This is a genomic window from Phaeobacter gallaeciensis DSM 26640, assembly GCF_000511385.1.
GTDB lineage: Bacteria > Pseudomonadota > Alphaproteobacteria > Rhodobacterales > Rhodobacteraceae > Phaeobacter > Phaeobacter gallaeciensis.
This window is the reverse complement of the sequence record NC_023137.1, coordinates 1,999,501-2,012,449: the sequence shown is the minus strand read 5'-3', so window position 1 is coordinate 2,012,449 and position 12,949 is coordinate 1,999,501. Positions and strand designations below refer to the sequence as shown.

The following is a 12,949-nucleotide window of genomic DNA, read 5'->3' as shown; positions in this document are numbered from 1 at the left end:
GGTCAATGTAGGATATCGACCTTTCGTGTGTATTTTGCGACATTTTTGATGTCGTTTTTGTATTTTCAGGGCGGAATGACTGGTTCGAAGGGATTAGTACTGGGCATGAGTGCCCAGTAATGCGCATGCACCACGACTCGGTTGTCAGGGTGACTCGCCGTCTGCCTTGCCGTCTGCCTTGCCGTTGGCCGCGACCCTTTGCATAGCGCAGGCCCGAGATGATCTTCTGTCGCGCCTGATGATGAGATGGGGCAGGTGCGGATTGGATCATCAGCGGAAGAAAAGCCGGATCAGGCGCTGCGTTTCACCTTGTCACGGGCCTGTTTGCGCAGTCGGCTCGGTGTTTCACCAGTGTGCTGGGTGATAAACCGCGTGAAATAGGCCGCGCTGCCAAAGCCAAGAGTTGCAGCGATATCGCGCATCGGCAACTCTGAGGTAATCAGCAGGCTGCGCGCGGCATGTAATTGACGCTCAGTCAGCAGGGCGCCTGCGGTCTTGCCGGTTTCGGATTTGCAGACACGGGTCAGATGGGTGGGCGTGACATTCAATGCTGCCGCGTGATCCGCCATGCTGGCGTGCTGGGCGTAGCATTCGACAATCCGGCCGCAGTAGCCCTGTGCCAGTCTCTGGGCTGCAGTGGGTTTGCTGATGGTGCTGCTGCGTGCCGCCATCAGACGACGCACGTGGATTGCGATCAGCGCGCCATGCGCCTGCATCGCGCGGTACCACAGCGCCGGGCGATCCTGCTGTTCAGCCTGCATGGCCTGAAACATGCCGTTGATTACTGCCTGATCCTGCGCGTCCGGAATGCGCAGCGTGTCGGCACTGTCCGGGAAATCCATAGGTGTCGAAGCCGGAACTGTCATCACTTGCCCGATACACTGACGGCCCAGTTCCAGTGACCACAACGTGCCTGCTGGTACGAAGATCGCGCTGTTGGGACCAAATCCCCGCTGCTGACCGTTCAGAAAGACCCGCCCCTGACCGCGAGTGATCCAGATCAGTAGGTTTTCGTCTAGGTCATGCGCCAATTCGACCTGCCAAGGTCCATCGGGGGTCAGCTGCGACAGCGGTGCGACAGTGATCTCGCCGATATGGGTGGGGTCAAATGGCATAAGATGGATATGGTATGTGCTGCTCGTATTTTCCGTGCGCGCAAATGGCCATGAAAAACTGATTCTGGCAAGTTTTTGCCGAAAAATGCGTAGAGATTTAATCGAATTGCAGATTATGCATGGGTTTTGAGCAACAATGCGCGCATACCGCACGGTCAGCGGGCGATATGTTCAGCCCGGAGAGTTGATCTGCGTGGTGCTGTCAATTTGTCCGTTGGCACCAATCGACCGGATCCTCAGTCCAGACCGGCATCAGATATGGCACCGTATCGCGCATGGAGTGGCCGCTAGCCGGGGCGATGGCAGTGCCAGCCCTTCATGCGGGCGCGGAACCAGGTGCGCTGACGTTTGGCAAATTGCCGGGTGGCAACTGCGGCACGCTCTCTGGCCTCTGCTTCGGTCAGGTCGCCAAGGTGATGGGCCATCAGTTCCGGCACCCCGATGGCGCGGCAGGAGGGCAGGGCGGGATCATAGCGATCCCACATGGCAGCGATCTCCGCCATGGCCCCCATATCCATCATTGCATCGAAGCGGCGGCGGATGCGGGCCTCGAGCCAGTCTTTGTCGGTGTCAAAGACAATCCCGGTGCAGTGGTCCAGCGGCAGCGGCGGCGGCGGCGTGTCTGCCTGCCAGTCGGCCAACCCGCGCCCGGTTGCGGTCAGCACCTCATACGCGCGCTGCACACGGGCGCGGTTTTGCAGGTCGATCCGGGCGGCGGTGGTCGCGTCCAGCGCCGCACGCATTTCCTCAAGCGACAGCGTGTCGGCCTGCTGGCGGACCTCTGCCGGGGTGGCGGGTATTTCCGCCAGCCCCTGTGTCAGTGCGGCGAAGTACAGCCCGGTGCCACCGACAATAATCGGGCGCGGGCCGTCGCTGAGCAGCGGCAGCACCTCGCGCAGCCAGTGGCCGACGGAGTAGTCGGCATCGTAGGGCTGGTGACCATAGAGCAGATGCGGCGCCATCGCCTCCTCCTCGGCGGAGGGACGGGCGGTGATCACCCGCCAGCAGTCATAGACCTGACTGGCATCGGCATTGACGATCACCCCGCCCTGTGTCTCGGCGATCCGCAGGGCCAGTGCGGATTTGCCGGAGGCGGTCGGCCCTGCAATCAGCACCGGCTGATGGGGCGGGATCTCTGGCAGCGCGGTCAGATCGGTCATGCTGGGTGTCCTGTTCTTCGGATGTTCCCCGGCGCGCAGGGCAGAGCAGCAAAGCGGCGCCGAAAAACATGTCAGGCCGCATTGATCCTGCCGCCGATTTGCTTCATTTTGCGCGCAAAGTAACCCCGTCATATTCCGGAGCGCAACATGCCCCTTACCAACGATCAGCCGGAGGCCACGCCGGCGGCAACCTATAAACGTGTCATGCTGAAAATTTCAGGCGAAGCGCTGATGGGGGACCAGGGGTTTGGTCTGCATCCGCCCACCGTCCAGCGCATAGCCCAGGAAGTGAAATCCGTGCGCGATATGGGGGTGGAAATCTGCATGGTGATCGGCGGCGGCAATATCTTCCGCGGTCTGTCCGGCTCTGCCCAGGGGATGGAGCGGACCACGGCGGATTACATGGGGATGCTGGCCACGGTGATGAACGCGCTGGCGATGCAATCGGCGCTGGAAGGTCTGGGTGTGTTTACCCGCGTGATTTCCGCCATTCGCATGGATGAGGTGGCTGAGCCTTACATTCGCCGCCGCGCAGTGCGTCACCTTGAGAAAAAACGGGTCTGCATCTTTGCCGCCGGGACCGGCAACCCCTATTTCACCACCGACACCGCCGCGACTCTGCGCGCCAATGAGATGGCCTGTGAGGCGATCTTCATGGGCAAGAACGGCGTCGATGGCGTCTACGACAAGGATCCGGCGCAGCATGATGATGCGGTGCGCTATGATGATATCACCTATGATGAGGTGCTTGCCAAGCGTCTGAAGGTGATGGATGCCTCGGCCATTGCGCTGGCGCGGGACAATAACCTGCCGCTGATGGTATTCCCCTTGGATGAACCCGGCGGGTTCAAGGGCATTCTGGCGGGTCAGGGCACCTATACCAAGGTGCATGGCTGATCGCTGATCCCTTTTTGAGGGCGTTCTACAGCCTGCGGCTGGGACATAAATGGGCCGTGCGTTTGGATCCACTCCAGCGTGCGGCTTTTTTGTGCCGGGGGGCTGAGATCTGGCGTCGGGGGCCTGTTTGATGGCGGATCCCTGAGTACGGCGGGCCATGCAGAGGGGCAGGCCGGCGCTTCAAAACTGCGGCAAGATCGCTATACAACGCCCCGCCAATGTCTTATGAGCAATGCAAACACCGCCTCAAGTCAGGGGAGAGCAGAATGTCTGACGATTTTATTCTCGATACCGATGATCTACAGCGCCGCATGGATGGCGCCATGGCCAACCTCAAGACCGAATTCGCGTCATTGCGGACCGGTCGCGCCTCCGCGTCGATGCTGGAGCCTGTGATGGTGGATGCCTATGGCTCCATGACGCCGATCAATCAGGTGGGCACCGTCAACGTGCCTGAGCCGCGCATGGTCACCATCAACGTCTGGGACAAGGGTCTGGTTGGCAAGGTCGAAAAAGCGATCCGCGAGTCCGGTCTGGGGATCAACCCTCAGCTCAACGGCACCATCATCATGCTGCCGATCCCTGAGTTGAACGAGGAGCGCCGCCGGGATCTGACCAAAGTGGCCGGCCAATATGCCGAACATGCCCGCGTCTCGATCCGCAACGTGCGTCGCGACGGTATGGACCAGATCAAGAAAGCCAAGGCTGATGGCATGTCCGAGGACGACCAGAAGCTCTGGGAAGGTGAAGTCCAGGAGCTGACCGACAAGATGATCAAGGTCGTCGATGCGGCGCTGGAAACGAAACAAGCCGAAATTATGCAGGTCTGACACCTGCTTATGTCACAGAGCACAGACACCGCCTTGGCGCCGGATGCGTGCGGGTCCGCACCTCAGCGTGGACCCAAACATGTGGCCATCATCATGGATGGCAATGGCCGCTGGGCGCAGGCGCGGGGGCGTCCGCGGCTGTTCGGCCACCATGCGGGCGCCAAACGCGTGCGCGAGGTGGTGGAATGCTGCCCGGCGCTGGGGGTGAAATACCTCACCATCTTTGCCTTCTCGACCGAGAACTGGAAGCGCACGCAGGTGGAGGTCGCAGGCCTCATGAGCCTGTTTCGCCGCTATATCTCCAAGGAGATGAAGGCGCTGTCGCAGCGCAATGTGCGGGTGCGCTTCATCGGCGACCGGGTCCGGCTGGACAAGAAACTGGTCACGCTGATGGATCAGCTGGAGCAGGAAACAGCCAGCAATGATGGCACCCATCTGACCATCGCGCTGAACTATGGCAGCCGAGATGAGGTGGCCCGCGCCACCAAACGCCTGGCCGAGGATGTGGCCGCCGGGCGGCTGGATCCTGCGGATGTGGATGAGGAAACCCTGCCGCGTTATCTCGATACCCATGTGCTGCCGGATCCTGATCTGGTCATTCGCACCAGCGGTGAGGCACGGATCTCCAACTTCCTGCTCTGGCAGTCGGCCTATGCCGAATATGAGTTCATCGACACGCTCTGGCCGGATTTCACGGCGGCTGAGATGGAGCGGCTCTGCCGCAGCTACGGTCAGCGCGACCGGCGATTTGGCGCGGTGAAAACATGAGCGGGGGAGGACGTTGGGGTGATTTGATGCCACGGCTGATCTCGGCCGTGGTGATGATCCTTGTGGGCGGCTGGGCCGTCTGGCGCGGGGGTGTGGTCTTTGATCTGCTGATCGCGGCGGCGGGCGGCGGCATGATCTGGGAGCTGTTGCGCATGGTTGTGCCCGACCGTCAGGGGTTGGCCCTGCCGCTGGGCGTGTTGTCCATGGGTGCGGTTCTGGCGGCAGCGCTGATGACGGGTAGCTGGGCGCTGAGCCTGTTGTTGGTCCCGGCGCTCCTTGGGGCGGCGGTGCTGGATATTCGTCGGGGGCTCTATCTGGGTTTTGCGCTCTGGGTGCTGTTTGCGGCCTATGCATTTATCTGGATGCGCAGCACATTGGGGCTGGACTGGATGGTCTGGCTGATCTCGGTGGTGGTCGCCACGGATGTCGCGGGTTACTTTGCAGGCAAAACCTTTGGCGGGCCGAAATTCTGGCCCCGTGTCAGCCCCAAGAAAACCTGGTCCGGTACCTCTGCCGGCTGGATCGCTGCGGCGCTTGTAGGCGCGATTTTTGCGGCGCAGGCGGGGCTGGGCGTTGGCGTGGTGGTGTTGTCGGTTCTGGTCTCCATGGCGAGCCAGGCCGGTGATGTGGCCGAGAGCGCGCTGAAACGCAAGATGAGCGTCAAGGATTCCAGCGCGCTGATCCCCGGTCACGGCGGCTTGTTCGACCGGTTTGACGGGATGCTGGGGGCGGCGGCGATGGTGCTTCTGGTGCTCAGCCTTTGGGGTCTGCCCGGCGGGACGATGTAATGCGGAAGATCTCGATTTTCGGGGCCACCGGATCCATTGGTCAGAACACGATTGACCTGATCCGGCGGGCGCCCGGCGATTATGACGTGGTGGCGTTGAGTGGCGGGGCCAATATCGCCCGGCTGGCGCAGGATGCGATAGCGCTGAATGCGGATGTTGCTGTCACCGCATATGATGACCAGCTGCCTGCGCTTGAGGCCGCTTTGGCCGGGTCAGGTGTGGCCGCTGCCGCAGGGCAGGCGGCCCTGGCTGAGGCGGCGGCGCGGCCTGCAGATTGGGTGATGTCTGCGATTGTGGGCGCAGCGGGGCTGGCACCGGGGCTGGAGGCGCTGAAACAGGGTGCCACACTGGCGCTGGCCAACAAGGAATCGCTGGTCTGCGCAGGGGCGTTGCTGCTGGAGACAGCGCGGCGCCACAACGCGCGGCTGTTGCCGGTCGATAGTGAGCATTCGGCGGTATTTCAGGGGCTGGTGGGTGAGGATATCTCCGCTGTGGAGCGGGTGGTGATCACCGCCTCTGGCGGGGCATTTCGGGATTGGCCGCAGGAGCAGCTGAAGACAGCCACGGTGGCGCAGGCCTCCTCCCATCCCAATTGGGACATGGGGCAGCGGATCACCATCGACAGCGCGTCCATGTTCAACAAGGCGCTGGAAGTTATTGAAACCCGTGAATTCTTTGGCGTGGCGCCAGAGCAGATCGAGGTCGTGGTGCATCCTGAATCCATTGTGCACGCGCTGGTCGGGTTTCGCGACGGGGCGCTGATGGCGCATCTCGGCGCGCCGGATATGCGCCATGCTATCGGCTATGCGCTGCACTGGCCGGAGCGGCGGGAGCTGCCGGTTGAGCGGCTGGACCTGGCGCGGTTGGCACAGCTGACATTCCGTGCGCCCGATCCCGCACGCTATCCGGCCTTGCAACTGGCCTATGACGTGATGGACCGGGGCGGCCTGATGGGGGCGGTGTTCAACGCCGCCAAGGAACGCGCGCTGGATCATTTCATCGCCGGACGCATCGGGTTTCTGGATATGGCGGCGGTGGTCGCGCGGGTGCTGGCGCAGTTTGACAGTGCGGATCGCGGGCTAGATGAGGCAATGACCCTTGATACGGTGAGCCGGACCGACCATCTCGCCCGTATGGAAGCCGACAACGCAATTTTAGACTATGTAAGGTAAGCCCTTGGATTTCGTCTCCTTTCTTCCGCAGCTTGGCGGGTATCTCTATGTGATTGCCAGCTTTGTGGTGGCGCTTTCGGTGATTGTGGCAGTGCATGAGTATGGCCACTATATCGTTGGCCGCTGGTCCGGGATCCACGCTGAGGTGTTCTCGCTGGGGTTTGGCCCGGTGTTGTTCTCCCGCGTCGACAAACGCGGCACCCGCTGGCAGGTGGCGCTGCTGCCATTTGGCGGTTACGTGAAGTTCCTTGGGGATGCCGATGCAGCTTCGGGCAAGGATGCGGATGCGATGGCAGAGGCTGCTGCGGATCCGGTCGCCCTGCGCCGGACCATGCATGGCGCGCCGCTTTGGGCGCGGTCGGCAACGGTTGCGGCGGGGCCTGTGTTCAACTTTATCATGTCGGCGCTGATCTTTGCGGGTGTGTTCATGCTGCAAGGCACCATGCGCGATCCGCTGACCGTGGAGCGGCTGGTGCCGCTGCCGGGGCTGCAAACGGAGCTGCGTGAAGGCGATGCGCTGTTGCAGATCGAAGGGGTCGATGTGCCCTCACTGGAGGACAGTGCCGCCTTTACCGCCTTCCGCGATGCGGTGCCGGAGCAGCAGCCGCTGACCTATACCGTGCTGCGGGATGAGCAGGAGGTCGAGGTCGAAGGCCCGTATCCCTGGCCCCCGCATGTGCGCGGTGTGGCGCCGCGCAGTGCCGCTGCGGATATCGATCTGCAGCCGGGGGATGTGATCACCGCCGTTGATGGTACGCCGATATTTGCCTTCGATCAGCTGAAACGCGCGGTCGAAAGCGCGGAAGGCAAGGTCCTGCTGCTGGAGGTCTGGCGCGCGGGAGAAGAGTTTGAGATGGCGCTGGCACCACGGCGTGTGGATGAGCCACAGCCCGAGGGCGGATTCGCCACGCGCTGGCGCATGGGGATTGCCGGTGGTCTTGCCTTTGACCCGGCGACGGAGACAGTTCGTGTCGGCGAGGCCCTCGGCGGCGGTGCAGCGCAGGTCTGGGGCGTGGTTGAAATGTCGCTCTCTGGACTGGGGCACATGATCACCGGCGCGATCAGCACTTGTAACCTCTCTGGTCCGATTGGCATTGCTGAAACCTCAGGCGCGATGGCAAGCCAAGGGGCTGAGAGCTTCATCCGGTTTATCGCGGTGCTCTCCACCGCCGTCGGGCTGCTGAACCTGTTTCCGATCCCGGCGCTGGATGGTGGGCATCTGGTGTTCTACGCCTATGAGGCCGTCACCGGGAAGCCTCCCAATGACATGGTGATGCGGATCCTGATGAGCGTGGGGATTGCGGCTATTCTCAGCCTGATGATGTTTGCACTCTTTAACGACATCTTCTGCTAGGCGCTTTTTTGCCGACCGGGTGTGACCCGGTCGGTGGGCTGATCTGCCACTTGAGGGCTTGCGCCCAACTGTCGCCACATTCCCTTGTTAATCCTTTGGTAAGCCGCCGGTGGGCAGCGGCGTCGCGGGTCGCGGCGCGGTTGCGGCGGCGGATGTGGGATCATTATTGATAGTGGGAGAGTGGAGCCATGAGCACCCTGCAGATTACCAATACTGGATTTGGTCTATTTATGCGCCTCAACTGGGATCGCGCCATGTCTGTGGCGACGATTTTGGGCGCGCTTGCTGCTGGTGCCTGGATCGGCAGTCTCTGAGTTTTCAAGCTGTTGCAAGCGATCTGGCGCGTGGGGTGATCCCGCGCGCCTTTTTGTTGTTTTTGACAAGCGTCGATAAACCCGATACGCACGGATTAAGCTGTAAAAAAATCGGGTTTTGACTGATGGTTCGGGGGAAGCACACGGGTATATCCTGTGGGGGGCGCAAATTGGGTGCCCATATTTTGTATAGAAACGTATCTGCCGCGGCGCTGGCAATTGCTTTGGGATTTGTCCTGACGCCAGAGATCGCAGTGGCACAGAGTTACAGTTTCACAAACGTTCAGGTCGAGGGCAATCAACGCATCCAGACCTCAACAATTGTGGCTTACACGGGCATTGAACGGGGCAAATCCGTCAGCGCCGGTCAGCTCAATGATGCCTATCAGCGTATTCTCGACAGCGGTGTTTTTGAAACCGTCGAGATCGTGCCGCAGGGCAATACGCTGGTGATCAAGGTCACCGAGTTCCCGACCATTAACAAGATCAGCTTTGAAGGCAATCGCCGCATCAAGGATGACGCGATGCTGGCGCTGATCGAATCGGCGCCACGCCGGGTGTTCAATCCGACCGTTGCCGAACGCGATGCCTCCAACCTTGCGGAAGCTTATGGCGCGCAGGGACGTCTGGCCTCGACCGTGACACCGCGCATCATCCGGCGCAGTGACAACCGTGTCGATCTGGTGTTCGAAATTTCCGAAGGCGACACCATTGAGGTGGAGCGCGTGTCTTTCGTGGGCAACCGGGTCTATTCCGACCGCCGCCTGCGTCGGGTGCTGGAAACCAAACAGGCGGGCCTGCTGCGAACTTTCATTCGGGCGGATACGCTGATTGAAGACCGTCTGGAGTTCGACAAGCAGGTTCTGCGCGATTTCTACCTCTCGCGCGGCTATGTGGATGTGCGTATCAACAGCACCAACGCCGAAGTTACCGAAGAGCGCGATGCCGCCTTCCTGGTGGTGGATATCACCGAGGGCCAGCAATTTGAGTTCGGTGAGATTTCGGTCACCAGCGAAATGTCGGAAGCCGACGCTGATGAGTTCCGCAAGGTGCTGAAGGTACGCCCCGGCGTGACCTATTCCCCTAGCGTTGTTGAAAATGCGATCCGGCGACTTGAAACCCTTGCCATCCGCAAGGGGATCGATTTCCTGCGGGTGGAACCACGCATCAGCCGCAATGATCGGGATCTGACCCTGGATGTCGATTTTGTTCTGACGCGCGGACCGCGCGTGTTTGTTGAGCGGATCGACATTGAGGGCAACACCACGACGCTGGACCGGGTGATCCGCCAGCAGTTCCGCACTGTGGAAGGCGACCCGTTCAACCCGCGTGAAATCCGTGAGAGTGCGGAACGCATCCGGGCGCTTGGGTTCTTTGAGACCGCAGAAGTGGATGTTCGTGAAGGCGGCAGCGCCGGTGAGGTGGTTGTCGATGTGGACGTCGAGGAGAAACCAACAGGCGCGCTGAGCCTTGGCGGGGCGTATTCGGTTAACGATGGTTTCGGTATCAGTCTGGGCCTTTCGGAGAACAACTTCCTTGGCCGTGGTCAGCGTCTGTCTTTCAATATTTCGACGGCACAGGATGCTGAGGAATATACCCTTGGCTTCACCGAACCCTATCTTCTGGGCCGAGACTTGCGGTTTGATCTGGATCTGGGCTTTTCGGAGACGGATTCCAGCTTTGCGCTGTATGATACCAAACGGGCGTTCTTCTCACCTGCGCTGACCTTCCAGACCTCTGAGAATAGCAATCTTCAGGTGCGCTATACTTGGGATCAGGACGAGATGATCAGCCGCGGCGACGATTCCTCCGGCTTCCCGCTGGCTGGACCCGTTGTCCGAAGCGAGATCAATCAGGGCGCGATCAACGCCAGCACCATTGGCTTTACCTATACAGTGGACAGCCGGTTGAACGGTCTGGACCCGAATTCAGGGTATTTGATTCAGGTTGGCGCTGACTATGCAGGGCTTGGCGGAGATTCCGAATATCTGCGCAGCACTGCGAAGTTCATCGCACAGCGGCGCGTCTTCAACGAAGAGGTAACGCTTAGAGCGACAATCGAGGCTGGCGCATTCAGCTGGCAGGGGGACGGGTTCAGCCGCTCCATCGACCGGTTTGTTCTGTCGCCCAGCATCCTGCGCGGTTTTGAGCCCGGCGGCATTGGTCCACGGGATCAGTCACCAAATGGAAGCGGCGGAAATTACAACGACTTCCTCGGCGGCAACTATTACGCAGCTGCGCGCTTTGATGCGGAATTCCCGCTGGGCCTGCCCGAAGAGATCGGTCTGCGCGGTGGTTTGTTCTACGACGTTGGCAACCTCTGGGGTTTGAACAATGCTGATACCGGCGCAGCCGGTGGCAATATCGTCGGGCGCGGTGGTTCTTATCGTCACGTTATTGGCTTCTCGCTGCTCTGGACGACAGGTTTCGGCCCCCTGCGGTTCAACTTCTCCAAGGCGCTGAAGAAAGAAGACTTCGACCAGGAGCAGAGCTTTGACCTGACACTTCAGGCGCGGTTCTGATCGCAATGACACAAGCTGTGGACACACGGCACAGGGGGGCGCTGGCTGATTGGCTGGCGCCTTTTCTGCGCGCTCTTGTCGTACTGCCGCTGATGAGCCTGCCCAGTTCTGCGCAGGAGGCGACGGTGCCTGCGGCGGGGTTTCCCATCGGAGAGACACTACAGCTGGGCGCGCCACAGACGGGGCTGTTGACCATCCATTCCGAGCGGCTCTATGCCGAGAGCGCCTTTGGCCAGCGGGTCACGCGGGAGCTGGACGCCGAAGGCGCGGTGTTGACGGCGGAGAACCGCAAGATTGAGGCAGAGCTGCGTGCGGAGGAGCTGGATCTGACGGAGCGGCGCAGCAGTATGGATCCTGAGGCTTTTCGCGCATTGGCAGATGCCTTTGACAAGAAGGTGCAGGAAACCCGCCGCAATCAGGATCAGAAACTGCGTGATATCAACCAGATGGGCGAAGATGCGCGGCGCGATTTCTTCACCGCGTCCTTGCCCGTGCTACAGCAGATCATGTTGGAAGCAGGCGCCGGTGCCATTCTGGAGCACGCCAGCGTGTTTCTCAGTGCAGATGCCGCTGATGTGACGGACCTGGCGATTGCGCGGGTCAACGAAGTCCTTGGTGATGGTCGCGACAGTCAGTCTGAGGCCGACAGCGAGTGATCTGAGAACGCGGGTCTGGCAGAGGCCAGATCTGCCCGGATCTGCCCGGCGGCTTGCCGAAGTTGCAGGCAGTTGCTAGGACATACCTGACATTCAGAAAACGGGAAAACCGCAATGACAACCGAGCTGAAAAGCGCCGACATTCACCTGATCCAGCGGATTCTGCCGCACCGTTACCCGTTTTTGCTGGTCGATAAGGTCGTCGAAATCGATGGCTATTCTTCGGCCTGTGGCATCAAGAATGTCACCATGAATGAGCCACATTTTCAGGGCCATTTCCCGGGCACACCGATCATGCCGGGTGTCACCATCGTCGAGGCGATGGCGCAGACCGCCGGGGTGATGCTGGGCGTTGGCATGGATATGATCGACACCGAGCTGCTGATCTATTTCATGAACATCGACAAATGCAAATTCCGCCGCAAGGTGATCCCCGGCGACGTACTGGAAATGCGCGTGGAAACCACCCGTGGCAAGCCCGGCGGCAAGATCTTCAAGTTCAAGGGCGTCGCGACTGTTGATGGTGAAACGGCGGCGGAGGCGGAATTCTCCGCCATGGTCGACGTGCAAAAGGATTGACCCAGATGAGCCGGATCCACCCCAGCGCGGTGATTGAAGAGGGGGCCAAGATCGGTGCGGATTGCATCATTGGCCCGTTCTGCCTGATTGGCTCTGATGTCGTGCTTGGCGATCGGGTGGAACTGAAATCCCACGTTGTGGTGACCGGAGATACCGAGATCGGCGAGGACACTGTTGTCTTTTCCTTCGCCGTCCTGGGGGAGATCCCGCAGGATCTGAAGTTCAAGGGCGAGCGCTGCAAGACCGTGATCGGCAAGCGCAACCGCATCCGCGAACATGTGACGGTGAACGCCGGAACCGAAGGCGGCGGTGGCGTCACTAAAATCGGCGATGACGGGTTGTTCATGGCCGGCTGTCACATCGCTCATGACGCGCAGGTTGGGGACCGGGTGATCGTTGTGAACTCGGCCGCGGTGGCGGGCCATTGCGTGCTGGAAGATGATGTGATCATCGGCGGTCTGTCAGGCATCCACCAGTGGGTACGTATTGGTCATGGCGCCATCGTCGGGGCCGTCACCATGGTCACCAATGATGTCATTCCCTATGGGTTGGTGCAGGCTCCGCGCGGGGAGCTGGACGGGCTGAACCTGGTTGGACTGAAACGCCGGGGTGTGCAACGCTCTGATATCACCGCGCTGCGGGCCGCGTTTCAGATGCTGGCTCAGGGCGAAGGCACCTTTCAGGAGCGTGCCCGCCGTCTGGGCGCCGAAAGCGACAGCACCTATGTGCAGGAAATCGTCGAATTCATCACCGGTGAGAGCGACCGCTCTTTCCTGACGCCGGGGGGCTGATCA

The 12,949-nt window shown here is 60.8% G+C and carries 13 protein-coding genes; 11 read left to right on the top strand and 2 right to left on the bottom strand.

Going from position 1 to position 12,949, the window contains the following annotated elements; all coding sequences use genetic code 11:
• Positions 1–290: 290 nt before the first annotated feature.
• Together GAL_RS09675 and miaA are read right to left on the bottom strand one after the other, a co-directional pair.
• Positions 291–1,115, bottom strand: coding sequence for an AraC family transcriptional regulator (locus GAL_RS09675; RefSeq protein WP_024097402.1), 825 nt, complete (start codon positions 1,113–1,115; stop codon positions 291–293).
• A gap of 287 nt (positions 1,116–1,402) precedes the next feature.
• Positions 1,403–2,275 (bottom strand): tRNA (adenosine(37)-N6)-dimethylallyltransferase MiaA, encoded by an 873-nt coding sequence (gene miaA, locus GAL_RS09670; RefSeq protein ID WP_024097401.1) that lies wholly within the window; start codon positions 2,273–2,275, stop codon positions 1,403–1,405.
• 147 nt (positions 2,276–2,422) lie between these two features.
• Here miaA and pyrH point away from each other — a divergent pair, with 147 nt between their 5' ends.
• From pyrH to lpxA, 11 genes are all read left to right on the top strand, one after another.
• The gene (pyrH, locus tag GAL_RS09665) at positions 2,423–3,172 is read left to right on the top strand and encodes a UMP kinase (protein ID WP_024097400.1); all 750 of its coding nucleotides are present in this window, start codon (positions 2,423–2,425) and stop codon (positions 3,170–3,172) included.
• 266 nt (positions 3,173–3,438) lie between these two features.
• Entirely contained in the window at positions 3,439–4,002 is a 564-nt protein-coding gene (gene frr / locus GAL_RS09660) for a ribosome recycling factor (RefSeq protein WP_014874537.1), read from the top strand.
• Positions 4,003–4,011: 9 nt separating this feature from the next.
• Positions 4,012–4,770, top strand: coding sequence for an isoprenyl transferase (locus tag GAL_RS09655; protein ID WP_024097399.1), 759 nt, complete (start codon positions 4,012–4,014; stop codon positions 4,768–4,770).
• A complete protein-coding gene (locus GAL_RS09650) occupies positions 4,767–5,558 on the top strand; it encodes a phosphatidate cytidylyltransferase (RefSeq protein ID WP_024097398.1) in 792 nt (263 codons plus the stop codon). The genes GAL_RS09655 and GAL_RS09650 overlap by 4 nt, the downstream gene beginning before the upstream one ends.
• Positions 5,558–6,730 carry a 1-deoxy-D-xylulose-5-phosphate reductoisomerase gene (gene dxr, locus GAL_RS09645; RefSeq protein WP_024097397.1) on the top strand — a complete coding sequence of 391 codons (1,173 nt, stop codon included), beginning with the start codon at positions 5,558–5,560 and terminating at the stop codon, positions 6,728–6,730. Before GAL_RS09650 ends, dxr begins: the two co-directional genes overlap by 1 nt.
• A 4-nt stretch (positions 6,731–6,734) precedes the next feature.
• On the top strand, positions 6,735–8,084 hold the full coding sequence (gene rseP, locus GAL_RS09640) for an RIP metalloprotease RseP (protein WP_024097396.1): 1,350 nt from the start codon (positions 6,735–6,737) through the stop codon (positions 8,082–8,084).
• Positions 8,085–8,272: 188 nt separating this feature from the next.
• Positions 8,273–8,398 (top strand): hypothetical protein, encoded by a 126-nt coding sequence (locus tag GAL_RS22900; RefSeq protein ID WP_024097395.1) that lies wholly within the window; start codon positions 8,273–8,275, stop codon positions 8,396–8,398.
• 125 nt (positions 8,399–8,523) lie between these two features.
• Positions 8,524–10,920 (top strand): outer membrane protein assembly factor BamA, encoded by a 2,397-nt coding sequence (gene bamA, locus GAL_RS09635; protein ID WP_024097394.1) that lies wholly within the window; start codon positions 8,524–8,526, stop codon positions 10,918–10,920.
• A gap of 5 nt (positions 10,921–10,925) precedes the next feature.
• Complete coding sequence (locus GAL_RS09630; protein WP_024097393.1) at positions 10,926–11,576, top strand: OmpH family outer membrane protein; 651 nt, start codon at positions 10,926–10,928, stop codon at positions 11,574–11,576.
• Positions 11,577–11,690: 114 nt separating this feature from the next.
• The gene (fabZ, locus tag GAL_RS09625) at positions 11,691–12,155 is read left to right on the top strand and encodes a 3-hydroxyacyl-ACP dehydratase FabZ (RefSeq protein ID WP_024097392.1); all 465 of its coding nucleotides are present in this window, start codon (positions 11,691–11,693) and stop codon (positions 12,153–12,155) included.
• 5 nt (positions 12,156–12,160) lie between these two features.
• On the top strand, positions 12,161–12,946 hold the full coding sequence (gene lpxA / locus GAL_RS09620; RefSeq protein WP_024097391.1) for an acyl-ACP--UDP-N-acetylglucosamine O-acyltransferase: 786 nt from the start codon (positions 12,161–12,163) through the stop codon (positions 12,944–12,946).
• Positions 12,947–12,949: the final 3 nt, after the last annotated feature.